This window comes from Streptomyces solicamelliae (assembly GCF_045348655.1).
Lineage (GTDB): Bacteria > Actinomycetota > Actinomycetes > Streptomycetales > Streptomycetaceae > Streptomyces > Streptomyces solicamelliae.
This window is the reverse complement of the sequence record NZ_CP160404.1, coordinates 3,690,108-3,710,859: the sequence shown is the minus strand read 5'-3', so window position 1 is coordinate 3,710,859 and position 20,752 is coordinate 3,690,108. Positions and strand designations below refer to the sequence as shown.

Here is a 20,752-nt window from a genome sequence, read left to right as displayed (position 1 = left end):
CCACTCATGCGAAAGGCCTCGCTCATGGGCATTCGGAGTTTGCTGCGCAAGGTGTTCGGACGCGACCGTGCGGAGCAGAACGAGTCGCCGGCAACCTCCGTCCCGCCCCAGACGGAACCGACGGCCACCCCGACCGCGACCGTCACCGTGACCACGGAGCCCACGCCCACGGTCCCGGCCCAGACCCAGGCGGAGAAGGCGGCCGAGGCCCTGGTGGCCGCCGCCTTCGACAACCCCACGCAGGCCAAGGTCCCCGAGGCCCGCACGGAACAGCCGGCGACGGAACCCCCGGCCACGGTCGAGGAACTGACCGCGCTGGTGGAGACGGCGGGGTTGGGAGAGACGGAGCCGAAGGCAGGGGCGCAGACCGTCGCTGCCGAGGCGGTGAAGCCGGTCGTCGCCGAGAGCGAGGACGCCCCGGCTGCCGAGCCGGAGGCCGAGGCCGCACCCGTGTCCGACGAGCCGGAGGCCGAGGCCGCCGAGGCCGACGCCGACGCGCCTGCGGCGCAGGTCGAGGAGACCGCGGACGCCGAGGCCACCGAGCCGAAGGCTCAGGACGAGGCTCCGGCCGAGGACGAGGCCGACCCCGTCGCACAGACCGAAGAGGCCCCGGCCGCCGAGGCCGAGGACGCTCCCGCCGCCGTAGAGCCGGAGGCTCAGGACGAGGCTCCGGCCGTCGTCGCGCCGGAGGCCGAGACGCCGGCGGAGCCGGTCGTCGCCGAGGACGCCGCCCCCGCCCCGCAGGCCGAAGAGGCCGCGACGGCCGAGCCGTCGGCGGACGCCGAGGCCACCGAGCCGAAGGCTCAGGACGAGACTCCGGCCGAGGACGAGGCCGACCCCGTCGCACAGACCGAAGAGGCCCCGGCCGCCGAGGCCGAGGACGCTCCCGCCGCCGTAGAGCCGGAGGCTCAGGACGAGGCTCCGGCCATCGTCGCGCCGGAGGCCGAGACCGCAGCCGAGGTTCCCGCTGACGAGCCGCAGGCCGAGGTCGAGACCGTCGCCGCGGCCGCCCCCGAGGCTGCGGACGAGGCTCCGGCCGCCGAGGTCGAGGCCGACGCCACCGCCCCCGAGGCGGTCGTCGCCGCCGACGCCGAGACGGCGGCCGACGAGACGGTCGCCGAGCCGCAGGCCGAGGTCGAGGCCGTCGCCGCGGCCGCCGGCACCGCGGACGAGCCCGCCGCCGTCGCAGCCCCCGCGGCCGACGCCCCCGGCACCCCCGCCCTCTCCCTCGCGCGCGTCAAGGCGCGGGCGCCGCAGGTCGTCGAGGCGTACAAGGCGGCCGGGAGTGTACTCAAGGCGCAGGGGCTGACCGGGAGCCGGGCCGCCGTGTACCTCGTGGTCGACCGGTCGCTGTCCATGCGCGGGTTCTACAAGGACGGTTCCGTCCAGCACCTCGCCGAGCAGGCGCTCGGCCTCGCCGCGCACCTCGACGAGGAGGCGACCGTGCCGGTCGTGTTCTTCTCCACCGAGGTCGACGGCACCGGCGACCTCACCCTCGACAACGTCGACGGCCGCATCGCCGAACTGCACGACTCCCTCGGCCGCATGGGCCGCACCAACTACGACCGGGCGATCGCCGAGGTGCTCGCGCACCACGAGAAGAACGACCCCGCCCGCCCCGCGTTCGTGCTGTTCCAGACGGACGGCGCTCCGGAGTCCCGTACCGCCGCGACGCAGGCGCTCGCCGCCGCCGCGGACCGCCCGATCCACTGGCGGTTCGTGGCCTTCGGCGAGGAGGACGCGAAGGCGTTCGACTACCTCCGCAAGCTGGACGTCCCGCACGCCGCGTTCTTCCACGCCGGCCCCACCCCCGCCGAGCTCCCGCAGCCGGCGTTCTTCAAGGGCCTGCTGGACGGCTGGTCCGTCTGACACCACCTCGCGACGCCGACGGCGGAGCCGCCCCGCAAGGGACGGCTCCGCCGTCGGCGTTTTTCGGCCGAACCCGCACCACGGGAACCACGAGCCGCCCCGTCTCCGTTGTCCCCCACGGGTGTTGACCGTGGACGGACGGGGGAAATACCGATGACCACCACAGACGGAGCGAACCGGGACGGCGAGCACTGGCTCGACCTGGCCGACGCCCTCGACCTGCTGCGCAACCAGGTCGCCGAGGCACAGCGCCGGGCCCAGCGGTCCGAGGTCCGGTTCGGCGTCGACGAGATCACCGTGGAGTTCGAGGCGGAGCTGATCCGCACCCGCGAGGCCGGCGGCGGGCTGCGCTTCGGGATCGTCGAGGCGCGCGGGCGCACGGAGGGCAGCCGCCGGTCCGTCCAGCGGATCGCGCTCACGCTGCGCCCGCAGCGCGCCGACGGCGGCGACACGGCCATCGGCGACGTGGAGTAGGACGTGCGGCAAGGCGTGTGGCAAGGCGTGGAGCAAGACGTGCAGTGAGTACGGCGAACGGTACGTCCGCGACGGAGCGTGCGAGCTAGCGCGTACGGGGGTGCGCATGGAGACAGACCGCGCCGTGCAGGTACGCGCGCGCCGTGGCACGGAGGTGGTCGCCTTCGGCTCCGGCTATCTCGTCGCGCCCCGGCTGGTGCTGACCGCCGCCCATGTCGTCCCGCCCGGCACGGACGTCACGGTGTCGCCGTACGCCTCGGACGCGTACGCCCCCGAGGACGCCGAGCCGCCGCAGGCCCGCGCCGCCGTGCGCTGGCGGCGCGAGGACGACGACGTGGACGCCGCGCTCGTCGAGGTGGGCGCCGCCGACTGGGAGACCCCGCGCTCCTTCGCCGGCAACCCCAACCGCCGCGTCCAGCGCTGGGGCGTCCTCGTCACGGACCGCGCCGACCAGCCGGTCGCCTGCCTGGGCTTCCCCCGCATGCGCCGGGCCGTCCCCGTGCCCGGCGGCCCGCCGCGCCGCACCGCGGAACAGCTCGCCGCCCGGATCAACCCGCTCACCGGCACCGCGCACCGCTGCGAACTGCTCGGCGTCCACTCCCCGTTCGGCACCGCGGGAGACGGTGCCGCCTCGCCGTGGGCGGGCATGTCCGGCGCGGCCGTCTTCCGGGACCGGCTGCTCGTCGGCGTCGTGAGCCACGACCGCCACGCCCGCACCGGCTCCCGGCTCACCGCCACCCGCAGCCGCGCGCTCCTCGCCGACCCGGACTTCCGCGCCCTGGTCGCCGCCCACGCGGGCGTCCCCCCGGAGCCGGAGGCCGCCGAACTCGACGGGCTGCTCGCCCCGGCCCCGCCCGAACGCGACCTGCGCTCCCCGCTGATGCTGCTGCGCGCCGACACCGAGGCGGTCGCCTTCCGCGGTCGCACGGAGGTCTGCGAGGAGCTGCTCGCCTGGTGCGAGCGGGACCCCGAGCCGCTGTCCGTACGGGCCCTGGTCGGCCCCAGCGGCCAGGGCAAGACCCGGCTGTCGCGCTGGCTGACGGCCGCGCTGCGGGCCCGCGGCTGGGTCGCCGGACAGCTCCGCTCCGACCTGACGTCCGGCCCCGGCGCGGAGCCGGACCTGAGCCCGCTGGCCGAGGTCCGGGCGGACACGCTGATCGTCATGGACTACGCGGAGATGCAGCCCCGGCTCGTACGGCAGCTGATCGCCGAGGCGCGGCAGGCCGGCCGGCGGATCAGGATCCTCCTGGTGGCCCGCTCCGAGGGCACCTGGAAGACCGCCGCGCTGGGCGCGCCCGGTGTGGTCCACGACATCCTGAGCACCGCCCCGGTGGTCCGGCTGCACGCCCTGGACGCCACCGTGGAGGGCCGCGACGAGGCGTTCGCGCTGGCCGCCGCCGACCTCGCGCCGCTGCTCGGCCGCGTCCCCGGGTACGCGGGGGTGGACTGGGCGGCGCTGGCCGGCCGGGTCCGCCCGGCGCCGCGCGGCCGCCGGGCCGCCTTCGAGGCCGCCCTGACGGTGCAGATGAGCGCGCTGACCGCGCTGCTCCAGCTCGGCCCGAAGCCGCTCGCCGGCGACCTCGCCACCCTCCAGGAGGGGCTGCTGCGGCACGAGGAGCGGTACTGGGAGAACACCGCGCAGTCCGTCGGCCTCGGCCCGCGCGACCTGCCGCGGCTGCGGACCGCGGTGGCGACCGCCTGCCTGCTCGGCGCGGCCGACCGCGCCGAGGCGCTGCGCACGGTGGCCCGCATCCCCGGCGTCGGACCGGAGCTGTGCGCGCCGCTCGCGGACTGGCTGCACGAGCTGTACCCGTCCTCGCACGGCCGGTACTGGGGGCAGCTGCAGCCGGACCGGGTCGCCGAGTTCCACGCGTCCACGGAGGTGATCGGGAACCCGGCACTGCTGCCCTCGCTGTTCCGGGACGCCTCCGACGACCAGCTGGTGCAGGCGCTGATCGTGCTGGCCCGGTCCGTCGTCGCGCACGCCAACGCGGACCGGCCGGACGAGGCCCGCGACGTCCTGGACCGGCTCCGGAAGGCGCTGGGCAGCGTGCTCCCGAGCGCGGCGGTGCTGCGCCGCACCTCGGCCGCGCTGCCGGAGACCTCGCACGTGCTGGCCGGGTTCGCCGCGCGGATCGCGGCCGACCTGCTCGCCCGGTACGAGGAGGAGCGGGGGGCCGGCGGCGCGCTCACCGAGGCCGACCTCGCCTGGGCCCACCACAACCTGGCCCGCCGCTCGCTGAGCCTGCGCCGCGATCGGGAGGCCCTGGCGCACGCGGGCACGGCCGTCGGGCTGCGGGAGCTGCTCGCGGCGGCGGACCCGGAGGCGCACGAGGCGGATCTGGCCGCGTCCCTGTCGCTGCGGGCCGGCGCGCTGACCTTCCTGGACCGGCCCGAGGAGGCGCAGGAACCCGCCCTGCGGGCGCTCGGCGTGCACCGCCGGCTCGCCGACGCCGACCCGGAGCGGCAGCTCCCCGACCTGGTGCGCAGCCTGAGCGACACGGCGGTCGTGCTCTGGCGCACCTCCCGGCGGCCGGAGGCCGACGCCCTCACCCAGGAGGCCCTCCGGCTCAGCCTGCGGCTGGAGCGGGAGCGGCCCGGCGCGCACCGCGGGCTGCTCGCCGGCGCGCTGGGCGACTCGGGCCTCGGCTACGGGCACGACGGCAAGCACGAGCAGGCCCTGGCCGCCGACGAGGAGGCCGTCTCGCTGTGGCGGCAGCTGGCCGCCGCGAACCGGGACGCCAACGCGTCGAAGCTGGCCGGGGCGCTGGTGTCGCTGTCCGTGAGCTACCGCAGGGACGAGCGTCTGGAGGAGGCCACCGCGCTGTGCGCCGAGGCCGTCGCGATCCGCCGTCGCCGGGCCCACGACCTGCCCGGCGTGTACGCGGAGAACCTGGCGCTCGACCTGTACCGGCTCGGCGAGATCCACTACTACGCGCGGCGGCAGCGGCAGGCGCAGCGGGCGCTGGCCGAGTCCGTGGCCGTACTGCGCGCCTCCCGGGGCATCCCCGAGCGCCGTCGCCTGGAGCAGCTGGGCTTCTCGCTGCACTGGCAGGGCATGAGTCTGCAGGCCGAGCAGCGCTGGGAGGAGGCGGTGGCGTCGTACCGGTGGGCCCACAAGGCGCGCCGCAAGCTGCCGAGGAGCAGGAAGGCGGACCGCCGGCTGGCCTGGTCGGCGTACGAGCTGGGCGGCTGTCTGCTGCACCTGGACCGCCCGGCCGAGGCGGCGGCCCCGCTGTGGGAGGCGGTCGCGCTGCGGCGCCGGGTCCTCCAGGAGACGGGCCCGGAACCGGACGAGGCGCGGGAGTCCCGGGCGGATCTGGCGGCCGCGCTGCAGCGGCTGGCGGCCTGCTACGGGGACGAGCGACGGCCATAGCCGGGGCGGGCTCCGGTACGGGCGCCCGGCACCGGCTCCGGCACCGGCTCCGGCGCGGTGAGTGGATCTTCGGCGGGCCGATAGGATTTCGACCATGGCGGCCACTGGATCCGAGAAGCAGGGGGCGAAGGCGTACTACGTCTCGACCCCCATCTACTACGTCAACGACGCTCCTCACCTGGGCCACGCCTACACGACCGTCGCAGGCGACGTGCTCACGCGCTGGCACCGTCAGCGCGGCGAGAAGGTGTGGTACCTCACCGGCACGGACGAGCACGGTCAGAAGATCATGCGCACCGCGGAGGCGAACGGCGTCAGCCCGCAGGAGTGGTGCGACAAGCTCGTCGAGGAGGCCTGGAAGCCCCTCTGGGAGCACCTGAACATCGCGAACGACGACTTCATCCGCACGACGCAGAAGCGTCACACGGACCGCGTCCAGGAGTTCGTGCAGGACCTGTACGACAAGGGCGAGATCTACAAGGGCGGGTACGAGGGCCCGTACTGCGTGGGCTGCGAGGAGTACAAGCTCCCCGGCGACCTCATCGAGGCCGAGGACGGCACGAAGCTGTGCCCGATCCACAAGAAGCCGGTGGAGATCCTCAAGGAGGAGAACTACTTCTTCAAGCTCAGCGAGTACGGCCCGAAGCTGCTCGAGTTCTACGAGGCGAACCCGGGCTTCATCCAGCCGGAGTCGGCCCGCAACGAGGTCGTGAACTTCGTCAAGCAGGGTCTGCAGGACCTGTCGATCTCGCGCTCGACGTTCGACTGGGGCATCCCGATCCCGTGGGACGACAAGCACGTCATCTACGTGTGGGTCGACGCCCTGCTGAACTACGCCACCGCGGTCGGCTACAACGAGAACCCGGCGAAGTTCGAGGAGACCTTCCCGGCGAACGTGCACCTGGTCGGCAAGGACATCCTCCGCTTCCACGCGGTGATCTGGCCGGCCATGCTGATGGCGCAGGGCCTGCCGGTGCCGGGTCGCGTGGCCGCGAACGGCTGGCTGATGGTCGGCGGCGAGAAGATGTCGAAGTCGAACCTGACGGGCATCAAGCCGCAGGACCTGACCTCGCACTTCGGCGTGGACGCGTACCGCTGGTACTTCCTGCGCGCGATCGCCTTCGGTTCGGACGGCTCGTTCTCGTGGGAGGACTTCACCGCCCGCTACACGAGCGAGCTGGCGAACGACTACGGCAACCTGGCGTCGCGCGTCGCGGCGATGGTCGGCAAGTACTTCGGCGGCGAGCTGCCGGCGTCGACGGCCGACGGTGACGCGGAGAAGGCGATCCACGAGGGCCTGGCGAAGGCGGTCGCGACGGCCGACGCCAAGATCGGCGAGGAGCTGGACTTCCAGGGCGGCATCCTGGCGATCTTCGACTTCGTGAAGCAGGTCAACGGCTACATCACGGAGCAGGAACCGTGGAAGGTGGCCAAGGACGACAGCGAGGAGGGCCGCGCCCGCCTCGCCACGATCCTCTACACGGCAGCGGAGTCCCTCCGCGCGGTCGCCGTCCTCCTGAACCCGATCATGCCCGAGACCTCCGAGGCCCTCTGGACCTCCCTCGGCGCCGAGGCGTCCCTGGGCGCCCTCCCGGCCCAGCCGGTACAGGACGCGGGCACCTGGGGCCGGCTCCCCGCCGGCGCCACGGTCACCAAGGGCGCGGTCCTCTTCCCGCGCCTGGAGGAGCCGAAGAAGGACTGACGCCCGGGGCGACTCCCGAGCACGGCGAAGGCCGTCACCCCCTGCGGGTGACGGCCTTCGCCCGTACCCCTGTGACGTGCGTGGCCTGGCCGCTAGCGCCGGGGGATGTCCCTGACGAAGACCAGGCCGTCGGTGGAGGCCAGGTGCGACGGGGCGTAGGGGGCGTAGCCGAACCAGGGGGAGACGCGGGGGGCGAGGGGGGTCGTCAGGGCCTGGGGGTCGACCACGAAGCGGGGTTCGGGGAGGGCGTAGAGGAGGCCCTCCAGGGTGTCCGGGGGTGGGGCCGTCACGCCCTGGTGCTCGATCGTGCCGAGGGCCGTGGCGACGAAGGCGTACTGCTCGTCGAGGCGGGCGCTCGCCAGGGCGCCGGCGCTCCACCAGTGGAGCGGTGCGCCGCCCATGGTCATGGTGCTGCGCTCGCGCTTGAGGTGGGAGTTGTGGGCGTGGGCCAGGACCGGGCCGCGGGCGGCCAGGGCCAGGAGGTTGTCGGCCATCATCCGGTCGCGGACGCCCACCAGGCGGGCCAGGCGTGCGGGTGACGTGTCGGCCATCCAGTGGTGGTAGCGGAGGAGGCCGACCGCCGTGCGGGCGTACAGGCTCGCACGGTCCCAGGCGTCCCTCGTCGTCGCGGCGATCAGGTGGGGCATCTGCTCGTCGAGGAGTTCCGTCAACTCGTCGGCCAGCAAGCGGAGTTCCCTTGCCTGCGGCGAGCGGCCGAAGGACCTCGTGGGGTCCATCATCGCGGCGGGTTCCGTCCAGCGGTCGTCGGGGCCGAGGAGGTCGTTCAGGGTCTCCGCCGTGCAGGGGAGCAGGTGGGCGGCCACCTCCGCCGCGAGGTAGGCGTGGAGCTCGCTCAGCGCCTCGCGGGGGCTCGCCGCAGCCGTGATCTCCAGCGGGCCGTCGAAGCCGGCGAAGCGGAGGCGGTCGGACGCCGGGCGGTCCTCGTTGAACGCGCGCATCCAGCGCACCAGTTCACGGTTGGCCGCGTCGTCGCCCCAGTCGTGGCTGAAGCCGCGCGCCATGACGTCATCGAGCGTGCCCGCGCCCGTCGTGACGTACGCGTCCACGAGCAGGCCGTTCAGGCAGTCGGTCTCCAGGGTGATCGTCCGGTAGCCGTGCTCCTCGACGAGCTGCCGGAAGAGCTCGTTGCGCAGGCCGAGGAGGGTGTCCTCGCGGTGGGTGGGCTCGCCGAGGGCGAGCAGCCGGGGGCGGTCCGGGAGCAGCCGCAGGACGGCTGCCGCGTCGACGGGATACGTGGTGTCCTTGAGGTCGGTCGCCATGCCTTCCACGGTATCGTTGAACTTTCGGTGGAGACTTTCGAGCGGAATCAGGGGAGTGCGGGGCTTGAACCTTCAAAGCCGGGGGCGGAGGGCACTCCGGCCCGTCGATCTGGCCCGGCCGCACGGGCTCTCCACCCAGGCCGTCCGGAACTACGAGGAAGCCGGCATCCTCCCGGCCACCTCGCGCAGCCCGCACGGCTACCGCGCCTACACTCCGCTGCACGCCGCGGCCCTGCACGCCTTCCTCGCCCTCGCGCCCGGTCACGGGCACGCGACGGCCACGGCGATCATGCGGGCGGTGAACGAGGACGCGGCGGAGGAGGCGTACCGGCTCGTGGACGAGAGCCACGCCCAACTGCTCGACGACCGGCGGACCCTGCGGGCCGTGGAGAACGCGCTGCGCGACCTGGAGCCCGTGCCGGAGGAGCCGGGGGCCGGCGGGGTGTTCATCGGGACGCTGGCAGCGCAGCTGGGCATCCGGCCCGCGACCCTGCGCAAGTGGGAGGACGCCGGCCTGGTGAGCCCGCGCCGCGACCGGGTGACCGGGTACCGGGTGTACGACGAGGCCGCCGTACGGGACGCCCGCCTCGCGCATCAGCTGCGGCGGGGCGGCTATCTGCTGGAGCAGATCGCCCCGCTGATCGCCCAGGTACGCGCGGCCGGCGGCCTGAAACCCCTGGAGGCGGCCCTGGCCGACTGGCACGGCCGGCTGACCGCACGCGGGCGGGCGCTGCTCAGGGGGGCCGCCGCCCTGGACGCGTACCTCCGCGAGCGGGCGGAGGCGGCATGAAAACAGGGCCCGGGACCGCCGTACGGTCCCGGGCCCCTGCCGTCAGCTGCGGGCCTAGCGGCCGGCCTCCGGGTGGACCGCCTCGGTGATCGGGCGGCCGTCGGCGGGCTTCTCCTTGGCGACCGGCTTGCGGAGCTGGATGTTCAGCTCCCGCAGGCGGGCCTCGTCGAGCTCCGTCGGCGCGCCCATGAGCAGGTCCTGGGCGTTGCCGTTCAGCGGGAAGGCGATGGTCTCGCGGATGTTGGGCTCGTCGGCGAGCAGCATCACGATGCGGTCGACGCCCGGGGCGATGCCGCCGTGCGGCGGGGCGCCGTACTCGAACGCGCGCAGCATGCCGGCGAACTCGGACTCCACGGTCTCGCGGCTGTAACCCGCGATCTCGAACGCCTTGAACATGATCTCGGGCTCGTGGTTCCGGATCGCGCCGGAGGACAGCTCGATGCCGTTGCAGACGATGTCGTACTGCCAGCCGAGGACGTCCAGCGGGTCCTGGTTCTCCAGGGCCTCCAGGCCGCCCTGCGGCATGGAGAACGGGTTGTGCGAGAAGTCGATCTTGCCGGTCTCCTCGTCCCGCTCGTACATCGGGAAGTCGACGATCCAGGCGAAGCGGAAGACGCCCTCCTCGAACTGGCCGGCGCGCTTCGCGGCCTCGACCCGGACCGGGCCCATGATCTTGGAGACCTCGTCGAACTCGCCCGCGCCGAAGAACACCGCGTGGCCCGGCTTCAGGCCGAGGCGCTCGGTGAGGACCTTGACGTTCTCCTCGGTGAGGAACTTGGCGATCGGGCCGGTCAGCGCGTTCTCCTCGCCGACGCGGACCCAGGCCAGGCCCTTCGCGCCGAGCGAGATCGCGTACTCGCCGAGGCCGTCGAAGAACTTGCGCGGCTGGTCGCCGGTGTCCGGCACCGCGAGGGCGCGGACGTGCTTGCCGGCGAAGGCCTTGAACTCGGAGTTCTCGAAGACGTCGGTGATGTCGACGAGTTCGAGGGAGGTCCGCAGGTCCGGCTTGTCGTTGCCGTACTTCAGCATCGACTCGCGGAACGGGATCCGCGGGAACGGCGAGCTGACGTGGCGGCCGCCGCCGAACTCCTCGAACAGCTCGGTCATCAGCCTCTCGACCGGCTGGAAGACGTCCTCCTGCTCGACGAAGCTCATCTCGATGTCGAGCTGGTAGAACTCGCCCGGCGAGCGGTCGGCGCGGGCGTCCTCGTCGCGGAAGCAGGGCGCGATCTGGAAGTACCGGTCGAAGCCGGAGATCATCAGCAGCTGCTTGAACTGCTGCGGCGCCTGCGGCAGCGCGTAGAACTTGCCCGGGTTGAGGCGGGACGGGACGACGAAGTCGCGGGCGCCCTCGGGGGAGGTCGCGGCGAGGATCGGCGTCGCCATCTCGTTGAAGCCCAGCGCGACCATCTTGGAGCGGATGGAGGCGATGACGGCGGACCGCAGCATGATGTTGCGGTGCATGCGCTCGCGGCGCAGGTCGAGGAAGCGGTACTCCAGGCGCCGCTCCTCGTTGACGCCGTCGTCGGCGTTGATGGTGAACGGGATCTGCTTGGCCGCGCCCAGGACCTCGACCTCGGCCGCCTCGATCTCGATCTCGCCGGTGGACAGCTCCGGGTTGACGTTCTCCGCGCCGCGGGAGACGACCTTGCCGTCCACCCGGACGACGGTCTCCTTGGTCAGCCTGTCGAGGACCTCGGCGGCCTTGGTGCCGGGGCGGGCGACCAGCTGGGTGATCCCGTAGTGGTCGCGGAGATCGATGAAGAGAATGCCGCCCAGGTCGCGCCGATTGTGCAGCCAGCCGCTCAGCCGGACGTCGGTGCCGACGTCAGAGGCGCGGAGCTCGCCGCAGGTGTGGGACCTGTACCGATGCATCGTCGTTCATCCAGTCTTCGGAATCGGGGTAGGGCCCGGGTCGAATCCAGGGTTCCGATCCGGGGATCGAACCCGGGGATTGAATCCAGGCCCGTCAAGGGTACCGGGCGGGCCGAGATCGCTCGTCGAATACTCTCGGTGGCACCGTCCGGTCCGATATTCATAAAGTGGGGCAATGCGCACCGAGGACATCCTGGCCGCGATCGCGACCGGCCTGTGGCGCTGGGACAACGTGTCCGGGATCGTCACCCTCGACGCCGAGGCCGCCCGGCTGCTCGGCCTGCCCGCCGAACCCGTCGGCCTGACGGAGGCGGCCGTGCGCTCGCGCTTCCACCCGGTCGACTGGAACGAGAACGGCGGGGTCGTCGGCCTCGCCCGCGCGGAGGGCACCCTCGCCGAGTCCCGGCTGCGCGTCATGGGCCCGGACGGCCGGGTGATCCGTACGGTGCGCAGCCGCGCCAAACCGCTGGCCGCCGAGGCGGGCCACCCGCTCGTCGGCACCCTCCAGGAGGTCGCCGAACCCGGCCCCGGCACGGCGGCCCGCACCCCGGTCACCGGCGACTGGCGGCGCTCCCGGGAGGCGTTCCTGCTCGACGCGGGGCGAGCCCTTGCGGAGGCCCGGTCCACCGCGGAGGTGCTGCGGGTCGCCGCCTCCCTGTCGATGCCGGGCTTCTCGCCGGACGGGCTCGCCGTCTTCGGCGTGGCCGGCGACCGGCTCACCGTCACCGGGCACCACGGGCACAGCGAGGGCGACGAGGGCCCGTTCACCGAGATGCCGCTGGACACCGACTACCCGGCGGCCGAGGCGGCCCGCACCGGGCGGGCGATCTACCTGCCGACCCCGGACGAGTACCGGCGCCGCTTCCCCCTCACCTGGCCGCTGGCACAGCGCTTCGGCCGGCAGTCCTGGGCGTTCCTGCCGCTGACCGTCGCGGGGCGGACGATGGGCGCGTGGATGGCCGCGTTCAAGCACCCGGTCGCCTTCACCCCGGACGAGCGGTCCGTGCTCACCACCGTCGCCCGGATGCTCGCCCAGGCCCTCGCCCGGGCGGGCGTCGCCGAGTCCGAGCGGGAGCTGTCCCTCGGGCTGCAGCGCACCATGATGCCCGCGCTCGGGCCCGGCATCCCGGGCCTCGCGGTGGCCGGGCGGTACGTGCCGACCGGTGGCGGCCTGGAGATCGGCGGCGACTGGTACGACATGATCCCGCTGCCCGGGGGCACCTCCCGGACGGAGTCCGGGGGAGGCCGCATCGCCCTGGTCATCGGCGACGTCCAGGGTCACGACGTACGGGCCGCCGGACTGATGGGCCAGCTCCGGATCGCGCTGCGCGCGTACGCCTCCGAGGGCCACCGGCCCGACGCGGTGCTCTCCCGGGCCTCGCGGTTCCTGCACGGGATCACCGAGGGCAGCGACGACCTCGGCGGCCCCCGCTTCGCGACCTGCCTGTACCTGGAGGTCGACCCGGCGACCGGGACGCTGGACATCGCGCGGGCCGGCCACCCCGAGCCGGCGGTGCGTACGGCCGACGGGACGGTGCTGCAGCAGCCGACGGCGGGCGGGCTGCCGCTGGGCATCGACCCGGACAGCGACTATCCGACGACCCGGCTGCGGCTGGAGCTCGGCGAGACGCTGATGGTCTGCACGGACGGGCTCCTGGAGACCGGCGGGCATGACCTCGACACCGGCTGGGACCGCGTCCGAACGCTCCTGGAGCAGCACGACGGCGGCTCCCTGGAGGAGCTCGCGGACCGGCTCGTCGAGGCCGTCCACGGCCCCGGCTCGCACCACACCACCGGCCCGCTCGCCGACCGCCGCGAGGACGACATCGCGGTCCTGCTGCTCTCCCGGGCCGGCGACCGCACGACGGCCCCGGCCCCGCGGCGCACCGTCATGACCGTCGCCCAGGCGGAGCCGGAGCGGATCGCCGACGCCCGCCGGCAGCTGCGCCAGCTGCTGCACGACTGGGCGGACGACGACCAGGTCGACTCGGCGGTCCTGATGGTCTCCGAGATACTCACCAACGTCCTCATCCACACCGACGGCGACGCCCTGCTGGTCGCCGAGGTGGTCTGCGACGGGCAGGTGCGCCGGCTGCGGGTGGAGGTGACGGACGCCAGCGACGAGCTGCCGCACAAGCGCCACCCGGGCGAGCTGGCGTCGAGCGGCCGCGGCCTGATCCTGATGGAGATGCTCGCCCACGCGTGGGGCGTCGACCCCCGGGGCGACGGCAAGTCGATCTGGTTCGAGCTGCGGGAGCCGCCGCCGGACCGGGGCCTCGACCGGTAGGACGGGCGGGGAGCGGGCCCGCGGCGCAGACTGGTGTCGTACGGCCGCCCGGGGGGACACCCACGGAGTTCCGTCATGGACACGCACAAGGTCGGCAGCGACACCACCGTCATCGCAGACAGCCTGGAGATCCCGGGGATCGGGCACATCCCCGTCAACGCGTACGTGGTCACGGCCCGCGAGCCGGTGGTCGTCGACACGGGTCTGTCGGTCTCGGACCGGGACTTCGTCGCCGCGGTCCGCGAGGTGATCGACCCGGCCGACGTCCGCTGGATCTGGCTCACCCACCCCGACCGCGACCACACCGGCGGGATCTTCGACCTGCTGGTCGCGGCCCCCGAGGCCCGGGTCGTGACGACGTTCATCGGCGCCGGGATCATGACCACCGAACGGCCGCTGCCGATGGACCGGGTGTACTTCCTCAACCCCGGCCAGTCCCTGGACGCCGGCGACCGGATGCTGCGGGCGTTCCGGCCGCCGCTGTTCGACAACCCGGCGACGGTCGGCTTCTACGACGACCGCACCCGCATCTGCTTCAGCTCCGACTGCTTCGGCGGCCCCATGCCGACCGCCGAGCTGGCCGAGAGCGGCCACGCCAACGACCTCAAGCCGGAGGAGCTGCGCGGCGCGCAGCTGCTGTGGGCGACGCTGGACAGCCCCTGGGTGCATGTCGTGGACCCGGCGAAGTACCGGGCGACGATCCAGCCGCTGCGGGCGATGAACCCGGAGATCGTGCTGTGCACGCATCTGCCGCCGGCCGTCCGGATGACCTCGCAGATGATCGACACGATCACGACGGCCCCGGACAGCGACCCGTTCGTCGGCCCCGACCAGGCGGCCCTGGAGGAGATGCTGAAGTCCTTCGAGCCCGGCGGCACTCCGGCGGCGGCGACCTAACCGGGGACGTCCCGGCCGGCGCGGTCCCCGGGGGTGCCGTACCGGCTGCGCAGCTCCCCGATGATCCCGAAGGCGGCGGCGGTCACGGGCACGGCGAGCAGCATCCCGAGGATCCCGGCGACGGACGCCCCGGCCGTGATCGCCAGCATGACGACGGCCGGATGCATCTGCACGGTCCGGCTCTGCACCATCGGCTGGAGCACGTTCCCCTCCAGGACCTGCACCGCGAGCACCACGCCCAGCACCCACAGCGCGATCACGAACCCCCGGTCGGCGAGGGCCACGAGCACGGCGATCGCGCCGGACAGGAAGGCGCCGAGGTACGGGATGTAGGCCGTGACGAACACCAGCGCGGCCAGCCCCACGGCGCCCGGCACGTCGAGGATCAGCAGGGCGACGCCGATGAGGACGGCGTCCACGAACGCGACGAAGGTCGTCCCCCGCATGAAGCCCTCGACGGCCTCGAAGGCGCGCCGCCCCATGGCCTCGGCCGTGTCGCCGACGCTGCGCGGGACGAGCGAGCGCAGGGTCTCCACGGCGCGGTCGGAGTCCCGCAGGAAGAAGAAGATCAGCAGCAGCGCGAGGACGGCGGTGGCGGCCATCTGGCCCACCACGCTGAGCCCGGAGATCACCCCGGAGGCCGCCGTCCCGCCGAACTTCTGCAGGAGGTCCCGGGCGTTCTTCGCGAGGTCGTCGATCGAGGTCCCCGCCGCGCCGAGATGCTCGGTGATGTCGGCGGCGGCGCGGCGCAGCGAGGCGATGATCTGGTCGCCGGTGTCGATGAGCGCCGCGACGACGATGTACGTGGCCCCGCCGACGACGACCAGGACGACGACGCAGGTCAGCCCGGCGGCGAGCGACTTGTGCACCTTCATGCGCAGCAGCCGCTGGTACACCGGCCTGAGCAGCGCGGTGCCGAGCAGGGCGAGCAGCGTGGGCGTGACGGCGGTCTTGAAGGTGATGCAGAGCCAGATCCCGACGGCGGCCACGCCGGTGAGCAGCAGAAACACCACGCACCAGGCAGCCACCCGCCGCGCGGCCTCAGGAAGCAACGCCCTCGTCCCCTGCACCCCACCACGGCACCATGCGTGTCGGCGTGTCGTCCTGCGCTGCGGGCCGCCCGGGTGACTCCACGTCAGGAGCGGTGCGGACTCCCGGTATGAGCGGCGCTCGTCATGCCTGGCTGGTGACCAGAAGCGTGCCGAGGGCCGCCGGGTCCGGGTTCGGCAGCACCTCGGCGTGCACGGCCGTGAAACCGTGCCGCTTGAGGATGTCCGCCCACTGCTCGGGCCCGTACTGCCACCGCAGGACCGTCAGATCGGCCTCACGGCCCTCCAGCCACTTGCCACCCATCCGCTGGGCCCCGTACTGGCCGACGACCGGCTCGCGGTGCGAGAAGCCGAAGACGCCGCCCGGCGCGAGACGCGCGGCGACCCGGGGGAACAACTGCTCGGGGTCGGTGAACCAGACGGCTCCCCACGTCGAGTAGATCGCGTCGAACCGCGGACCGTTCGCGTCGAGGTAGGCGCAAGCCTCGGCGTGCACGAACGTCAGGCGGGGTTCGCCGTCCCAGAGGCGGCGGGCACGGTCCACCTGCACCGCCGAGAAGTCGACGGCGGTCACCTCGACTCCGGAACGGGCGAGGAACGCGGCGTTCTCGCCCTCGGCGGGCCCCAGGTCAAGGGCGGTCGTCGGGCTGCCGAGGCGTTCGGCACCGGGGCCGTGACCGGGGATGCCCGCCCAGTCGAAGGCCCCGGCCGCGGGTCGGGGCTGCACGCCCTTCCCCCGGTAGGGCTTGTACTTGTCCCAGTACTCGGCCGGGGTGGTCGGGGCGGCGCTGAGCATGAGGAGTCCTCCGGGAGACGCGTGCCGGACGGGTCAGGTCCGCCAAGCTACTCGCGTCGCCACCCGTGTCGTGCGCGAATCCGAGCGTGCCGCTCGATGGGGTCGAGGGAGTGCCCGGAGGCGCGCGAAGCGCCCCCGGGCGGCTGGTGCCGGACTTACGGCTCAGTGGCAGCTGGAGCCCGGGGAACACGGACCGCACTTGGCGTAGTCCGCCTCCCACAGCTTCCAGTCCACCTCGAAGCCGTGGTCGGCGATGATGTGCGCCGTCCGCTCCACGGAGCCGTCGTACTTGAACGCGATCTCCGGGATGTGCTCCAGGAACCGGCCGTCGAAGTGCTCGGCACAGAACTCCCGGTAGTTGCGTGTGTCCAGGATGAAGACGTGCACGGCGAGGCTGGGGACCGCAGAAGCTCGCCCGCGAGCTCGGCATCCGCGAGGGACGCGGGGCTGACGGCCTGGACCGGCAGTCGGTGCGGCGATGGGTGACCGGTGGCCGGACGCCGAGGTACTGGCTGCCGTACCTGGTCGAGCTGCTGGACCTCGACCCGGAGTTACTGGAGGCGGCGCAATCTCCCCGGCCCGAGCCGGAGCCGGCGGATACCGTGGCGGCTGTAGTCGCGTTGGGAAGGAGCGACCGACGTGCTTCGGCGGAACTTTCTGGCAGCGTCCAGTGCCTACGCGCTGAGCGCTCTCGGCCTCCCCGACCCCGAGGACATACAACGCCGGGTCGACCGGGCCGGCGGCGTGCGCGTGGGTAAGGGCGAGGTGGACGCCGTCAGGGCGATGACGAAGGCCCTCGGCGACACGGCGGCCGAGCTGGGCGGCGGTCACGCCCGGCACCTGGTCGTGCGGTACCTCACCGAGGACGTCGACCGGTGGCTGAACGGCTCGTACACCGAGGCGACCGGTCGGGCACTGTACGCGGCGACGTCGCAGCTCGTGCACCTCGCCGGGTGGATGGCCCAGGACGAGGGCAACCAGGGCATGGCCCAGCGGTACTACGGCCACGCGTACGCGCTCGCGGCCGAGGCCGGCGACCCGGAGCTGTCGGCGACGGCCCTCCGCGGACTCGCGGTGCAGGCGATCGACCTCGGCCCCAAGTTCGGGGCGGTCGCGCTGCGACTGTCGGAGCGGTGCGTGGAGGAGACCAAGACGCTCGACGACCCTCGGGCGGTGTCTTACTACCAGACCACCTTGGCCGACGCGGCAGCCCTCGACGGGGATCGCCGGATGGCCGGCCGGGCACTGGCCGCGTCGCAGACCGCGATCGAGCGGAACCCCGGGCACCCGCCCGGCGAGTCGTGGGCGTCCCACTTCAGCATCGGACGGTGGGCCCATCACTCGGGGATGATCCTCGCCCGGCTCGGCGACCTGGACAGCGCGACCGAGCACCTGCACCAGTCCCTCGACATCCACGGCCTGGATCGGCGCCGGAGTCGGGCGATCGTCCTTGCGGACCTCGGTAAGGTCCACCTCCGGCAAGGCGACCTCGACGCGGCCCTGTCGACGTGGACCGAGTTCCTGGACTGCGCGGACGGTATCCGGTCGGTGAAGATCGGCGAGGCCGCCGAGGACATGGTCACCCGCCTGGACCGCTACCGCAGCGTGCCCGAGGCCGCCGCCCTCCTGCAGCGCGCGGAGCCCCTGGCGACGCCCCTCGCCTGACCCCGACGGTCGCCCCCTCGCGGCCCTCCTGGACCTCAGCCCGCGAAAGTCAGCCACGGCGGCGGGGCGGCCGGACGGTCGTCCGCCACGTGTGCCTCCGTCAGCCCCCGCGGGCCCCGGCCCGCTTCCCTTGCTGCTCACGCGCCCCGGCCCACCGCGGCCCGCAGACGGCCGAAGCGAGGGTGGGGCACCCCCGAGGAACGGAGCTGTGCGAGTACTGCAGGGGAACCCGTACGGCGGGGTGCTTGACCTATTAAGACGGGGCGGCGAGCGCAGACCGCTGACCTGGAACGATGCGGAGGCGATCATGCAGCCGCATGAGACGCCTATGCGAAATCGCATAGAAGCACCCACACAACCACGCTGGATGATGCGAGAATGCATGAGATATTGCGCGAGACCGGGCAGCTCATGCAGCCACCGATCGTTCATGCAGTCCTGGAGGTAGCCTGTGCGTGCGGCCCGACGAGTGACCAAGATCGAGACGGTCAACCGCAGCACGGGCGAGATTCAAGACCTCACCGTTCACTCGTCGGTCAGTGCCGCAGCCGGACTCTGGTTCCGAGGAGGTGGCTACACCACGATGGGCTACGAGGCACACAACGCCCTCGCCGAGGCCGACCTCAGCGGAGCGGCTTACAAGCTGTTCCACAAGATGTGCGCCATGCAGAACCGCAAGGACCATGGCCTGGTCCGCGTAGAGACGCAGGCCAAGTTCGCCCAGCAGGTCGGTATGCAGCAACCGACCGTATCGCGCGCTCTGCGGCAGCTCGCCGCACACGGCTTCATCTACCCCGACGGCCGCGATTGGCGTCTGCGGGCTGACTTCGTGTTCAACGGCGGCGGTGCCGCACAGGGGCCGGCCGTCCAGAGCATCCCCGTCGGCACCCCGGACCCGTACACCGGAAAGGCCACAGAACTCACCGTCATCGACGGCGGCGCCGGGGACCAGCCCGACGACCGGGCGTGATGCGCTCACAGAGCACGTGACGCCCTGTCACGTGCTCCGTGGTCGCTGGCTTCTGCTACTCCCCCATGCCGTGCACGGCCGGGATGGTCCCCAGGCGGCCGGCCTGGAAGTCCTCGAAGGCCTGGCGGAGTTCGGCCTGGGTGTTCATGACGAACGGGCCGTAGTGGGCCATCGGCTCGCGGATCGGGCGGCCGCCGAGGAGGACGACCTCGAGGTCCGGCGTGTGGCCGTCCTGCTTCTCGTCCGCGCGGACCGTCAGCGAACCTCCGTCGCCGAAGACCGCGGTCTGGCCCATGTGGACCGGGCGGCGGTCGGCGCCGACGGTGCCGCGGCCGGCGAGGACGTACGCGAGGCCGTTGAAGTCCTCGCGCCAGGGCAGCGTGACCTCGGCGCCCGGGCGGAGGGTCGCGTGGACCATCGTGATCGGGGTGTGGGTGACGCCGGGGCCGTTGTGGCCGTCGAGTTCGCCCGCGATGACGCGGAACAGCGCGCCGCCGTCGGGGGAGGTGAGCAGCTGGACCTGGCCGCCGCGGATGTCCTGGTAGCGGGGCGCCATCATCTTGTCGCTCGCCGGCAGGTTCACCCACAGCTGGAGGCCGTGGAAGAGTCCGCCGGACACGACCAGCGACTCCGGCGGGGCCTCGATGTGCAGCAGGCCGGAGCCGGCCGTCATCCACTGGGTGTCGCCGTTCGTGATGGTGCCGCCGCCACCGTTGGAGTCCTGGTGGTCGAAGACGCCGTCGATGATGTACGTGACGGTCTCGAAGCCGCGGTGGGGATGCCAGGGGGTGCCCTTGGGCTCGCCCGGGGCGTACTCCACCTCTCCCATCTGGTCCATCATGATGAACGGGTCGAGGTACTTGTAGTTGATCCCGGCGAACGCGCGACGCACCGGGAAGCCCTCCCCTTCGAAGCCGGAGGGCGCCGTGGTCACGGCGAGCACCGGGCGCGGCGCGGCATCGGCCGGCGCGGCGACTCGGGGCAGGGTGAGCGGGTTCTCGACAGTCACAGCGGGCATCGCGGACCTCCTTGGGTAAGTCCGAGTTTAGTTGAACCTCGAACTTTCTGCATGTCGACGGAACAGAAAACGGCCCCGAGGACATTCCCCGGAGCCAACCGACCCGCGCCGGCACGCGTCCTCCTGCCCGTGACGAACCTTCCCGATCATGGCCGTGCGCCCGAGCTCGATCTCCCCGACCCGCCGGAGGCCGCGGGGGGCCACCCCGAGGGCGAACACGGGGACGACCCCGGGGATCACCTCGAAGGCCACCCGACGAGCGACCTCAGGGACGGCCCCTTCCGGCGGCACGCCGTCGCCGCGGTCACCGCGACCGTCCTCGGCCTGGCCCTCGGCTGGGTGGCGTCGAACTTCCGCCTCGGTTCGCCCGAGTTCGGCATCCCGAGCGCCGCCCCGGGCTCCCCCTGGCCGCTGCTCGCCGTCTGCGGCGCGGCGGGCCTGGCCGGCGCCGTCCTGCTGCGGCTCGTCTCGGCGCGGATCCCGGTGTACGGCCCCGGCCGCGTCGCCGTCTTCCTGGTCTTCGTGGGCACGCGGCTCGCCCTGGCCTTCCGGCCCGAGGCGCCCGCTCTCGCGGCGGGCTGCGCGGCCGGTCTGCTCGCCGCCGCGTCCTGGTGCGGCATCGCGTGGTGGACACAGCGCCGCGCCGCGGGACGGCGAGCGGCCGAAGCGGCCGACTAGCGGCTCGCACCGGCTTCGTACCGGCT

The 20,752-nt window shown here is 73.1% G+C and carries 16 protein-coding genes; 10 read left to right on the top strand and 6 right to left on the bottom strand.

Going from position 1 to position 20,752, the window contains the following annotated elements:
• Positions 1–24: 24 nt before the first annotated feature.
• The 4 genes from ABZO31_RS17195 (at position 25) to metG (ending at position 7,421) form a co-directional block, all read left to right on the top strand.
• The gene (locus ABZO31_RS17195) at positions 25–1,869 is read left to right on the top strand and encodes a VWA domain-containing protein (RefSeq protein WP_406862119.1); all 1,845 of its coding nucleotides are present in this window, start codon (positions 25–27) and stop codon (positions 1,867–1,869) included.
• Between the two features lie 153 nt (positions 1,870–2,022).
• Positions 2,023–2,343 carry a trypco2 family protein gene (locus ABZO31_RS17190; RefSeq protein WP_406862118.1) on the top strand — a complete coding sequence of 107 codons (321 nt, stop codon included), beginning with the start codon at positions 2,023–2,025 and terminating at the stop codon, positions 2,341–2,343.
• Positions 2,344–2,449: 106 nt separating this feature from the next.
• Positions 2,450–5,719 (top strand): trypsin-like peptidase domain-containing protein, encoded by a 3,270-nt coding sequence (locus ABZO31_RS17185; RefSeq protein ID WP_406862117.1) that lies wholly within the window; start codon positions 2,450–2,452, stop codon positions 5,717–5,719.
• Between the two features lie 94 nt (positions 5,720–5,813).
• The gene (metG, locus tag ABZO31_RS17180) at positions 5,814–7,421 is read left to right on the top strand and encodes a methionine--tRNA ligase (protein ID WP_406862116.1); all 1,608 of its coding nucleotides are present in this window, start codon (positions 5,814–5,816) and stop codon (positions 7,419–7,421) included.
• A 92-nt stretch (positions 7,422–7,513) separates the two neighbouring features.
• On the opposite strand, the gene ABZO31_RS17175 is transcribed toward metG, so the two are convergent.
• Positions 7,514–8,701: an erythromycin esterase family protein gene (locus ABZO31_RS17175; RefSeq protein WP_406862115.1), complete on the bottom strand. Its 1,188-nt coding sequence runs from the start codon at positions 8,699–8,701 to the stop codon at positions 7,514–7,516.
• A 55-nt stretch (positions 8,702–8,756) separates the two neighbouring features.
• Here ABZO31_RS17175 and ABZO31_RS17170 point away from each other — a divergent pair, with 55 nt between their 5' ends.
• Positions 8,757–9,491 carry a TioE family transcriptional regulator gene (locus ABZO31_RS17170; protein WP_406865381.1) on the top strand — a complete coding sequence of 245 codons (735 nt, stop codon included), beginning with the start codon at positions 8,757–8,759 and terminating at the stop codon, positions 9,489–9,491.
• 54 nt (positions 9,492–9,545) lie between these two features.
• Here the strand turns inward: ABZO31_RS17170 and aspS are convergent, their stop codons facing one another.
• The gene (gene aspS, locus ABZO31_RS17165) at positions 9,546–11,366 is read right to left on the bottom strand and encodes an aspartate--tRNA ligase (RefSeq protein WP_406862114.1); all 1,821 of its coding nucleotides are present in this window, start codon (positions 11,364–11,366) and stop codon (positions 9,546–9,548) included.
• A gap of 175 nt (positions 11,367–11,541) precedes the next feature.
• On the opposite strand from aspS, the gene ABZO31_RS17160 reads away from it, so the two are divergent.
• Both ABZO31_RS17160 and ABZO31_RS17155 read left to right on the top strand, forming a co-directional pair.
• A complete protein-coding gene (locus ABZO31_RS17160; protein WP_406862113.1) occupies positions 11,542–13,653 on the top strand; it encodes a SpoIIE family protein phosphatase in 2,112 nt (703 codons plus the stop codon).
• Between the two features lie 75 nt (positions 13,654–13,728).
• Positions 13,729–14,550 (top strand): MBL fold metallo-hydrolase, encoded by an 822-nt coding sequence (locus tag ABZO31_RS17155; protein ID WP_406862111.1) that lies wholly within the window; start codon positions 13,729–13,731, stop codon positions 14,548–14,550.
• On the opposite strand, the gene ABZO31_RS17150 is transcribed toward ABZO31_RS17155, so the two are convergent.
• The 3 genes from ABZO31_RS17150 to ABZO31_RS17140 all read right to left on the bottom strand — a co-directional run bounded on the left by ABZO31_RS17150 (position 14,547) and on the right by ABZO31_RS17140 (position 16,782).
• On the bottom strand, positions 14,547–15,620 hold the full coding sequence (locus ABZO31_RS17150; protein WP_406862110.1) for an AI-2E family transporter: 1,074 nt from the start codon (positions 15,618–15,620) through the stop codon (positions 14,547–14,549). The two genes, ABZO31_RS17155 and ABZO31_RS17150, sit on opposite strands and share 4 nt — an antisense overlap.
• Before the next feature lie 103 nt (positions 15,621–15,723).
• Positions 15,724–16,395, bottom strand: coding sequence for a class I SAM-dependent methyltransferase (locus ABZO31_RS17145; protein ID WP_406862109.1), 672 nt, complete (start codon positions 16,393–16,395; stop codon positions 15,724–15,726).
• Positions 16,396–16,557: 162 nt separating this feature from the next.
• Positions 16,558–16,782: a hypothetical protein gene (locus tag ABZO31_RS17140; RefSeq protein WP_406862108.1), complete on the bottom strand. Its 225-nt coding sequence runs from the start codon at positions 16,780–16,782 to the stop codon at positions 16,558–16,560.
• A gap of 252 nt (positions 16,783–17,034) precedes the next feature.
• On the opposite strand from ABZO31_RS17140, the gene ABZO31_RS17135 reads away from it, so the two are divergent.
• Both ABZO31_RS17135 and ABZO31_RS17130 read left to right on the top strand, forming a co-directional pair.
• Positions 17,035–18,060 (top strand): tetratricopeptide repeat protein, encoded by a 1,026-nt coding sequence (locus ABZO31_RS17135; protein WP_406862107.1) that lies wholly within the window; start codon positions 17,035–17,037, stop codon positions 18,058–18,060.
• A 469-nt stretch (positions 18,061–18,529) separates the two neighbouring features.
• Positions 18,530–19,030: a hypothetical protein gene (locus tag ABZO31_RS17130; protein WP_406862106.1), complete on the top strand. Its 501-nt coding sequence runs from the start codon at positions 18,530–18,532 to the stop codon at positions 19,028–19,030.
• A gap of 55 nt (positions 19,031–19,085) precedes the next feature.
• On the opposite strand, the gene ABZO31_RS17125 is transcribed toward ABZO31_RS17130, so the two are convergent.
• Positions 19,086–20,048, bottom strand: coding sequence for a pirin family protein (locus ABZO31_RS17125; protein WP_406862105.1), 963 nt, complete (start codon positions 20,046–20,048; stop codon positions 19,086–19,088).
• A gap of 129 nt (positions 20,049–20,177) precedes the next feature.
• Between ABZO31_RS17125 and ABZO31_RS17120 the strand changes: the two genes are divergently transcribed.
• Positions 20,178–20,726, top strand: coding sequence for a hypothetical protein (locus tag ABZO31_RS17120; RefSeq protein ID WP_406862103.1), 549 nt, complete (start codon positions 20,178–20,180; stop codon positions 20,724–20,726).
• Positions 20,727–20,752 lie beyond the last annotated feature (26 nt).

What these genes read in the sequence shown, in the direction of transcription:
- ABZO31_RS17195 (WP_406862119.1), top strand. Translation starts at nt 25, where the DNA reads ATGGGCATTCGGAGTTTGCTGCGCAAGGTGTTCGGACGCGACCGTGCG.
- ABZO31_RS17190 (WP_406862118.1), top strand. Translation starts at nt 2,023, where the DNA reads ATGACCACCACAGACGGAGCGAACCGGGACGGCGAGCACTGGCTCGAC.
- ABZO31_RS17185 (WP_406862117.1), top strand. Translation starts at nt 2,450, where the DNA reads ATGGAGACAGACCGCGCCGTGCAGGTACGCGCGCGCCGTGGCACGGAG.
- metG (WP_406862116.1), top strand. Translation starts at nt 5,814, where the DNA reads ATGGCGGCCACTGGATCCGAGAAGCAGGGGGCGAAGGCGTACTACGTC.
- ABZO31_RS17175 (WP_406862115.1), bottom strand. Translation starts at nt 8,701, where the DNA reads ATGGCGACCGACCTCAAGGACACCACGTATCCCGTCGACGCGGCAGCC.
- aspS (WP_406862114.1), bottom strand. Translation starts at nt 11,366, where the DNA reads ATGCATCGGTACAGGTCCCACACCTGCGGCGAGCTCCGCGCCTCTGAC.
- ABZO31_RS17160 (WP_406862113.1), top strand. Translation starts at nt 11,542, where the DNA reads ATGCGCACCGAGGACATCCTGGCCGCGATCGCGACCGGCCTGTGGCGC.
- ABZO31_RS17155 (WP_406862111.1), top strand. Translation starts at nt 13,729, where the DNA reads ATGGACACGCACAAGGTCGGCAGCGACACCACCGTCATCGCAGACAGC.
- ABZO31_RS17145 (WP_406862109.1), bottom strand. Translation starts at nt 16,395, where the DNA reads ATGCTCAGCGCCGCCCCGACCACCCCGGCCGAGTACTGGGACAAGTAC.
- ABZO31_RS17125 (WP_406862105.1), bottom strand. Translation starts at nt 20,048, where the DNA reads ATGCCCGCTGTGACTGTCGAGAACCCGCTCACCCTGCCCCGAGTCGCC.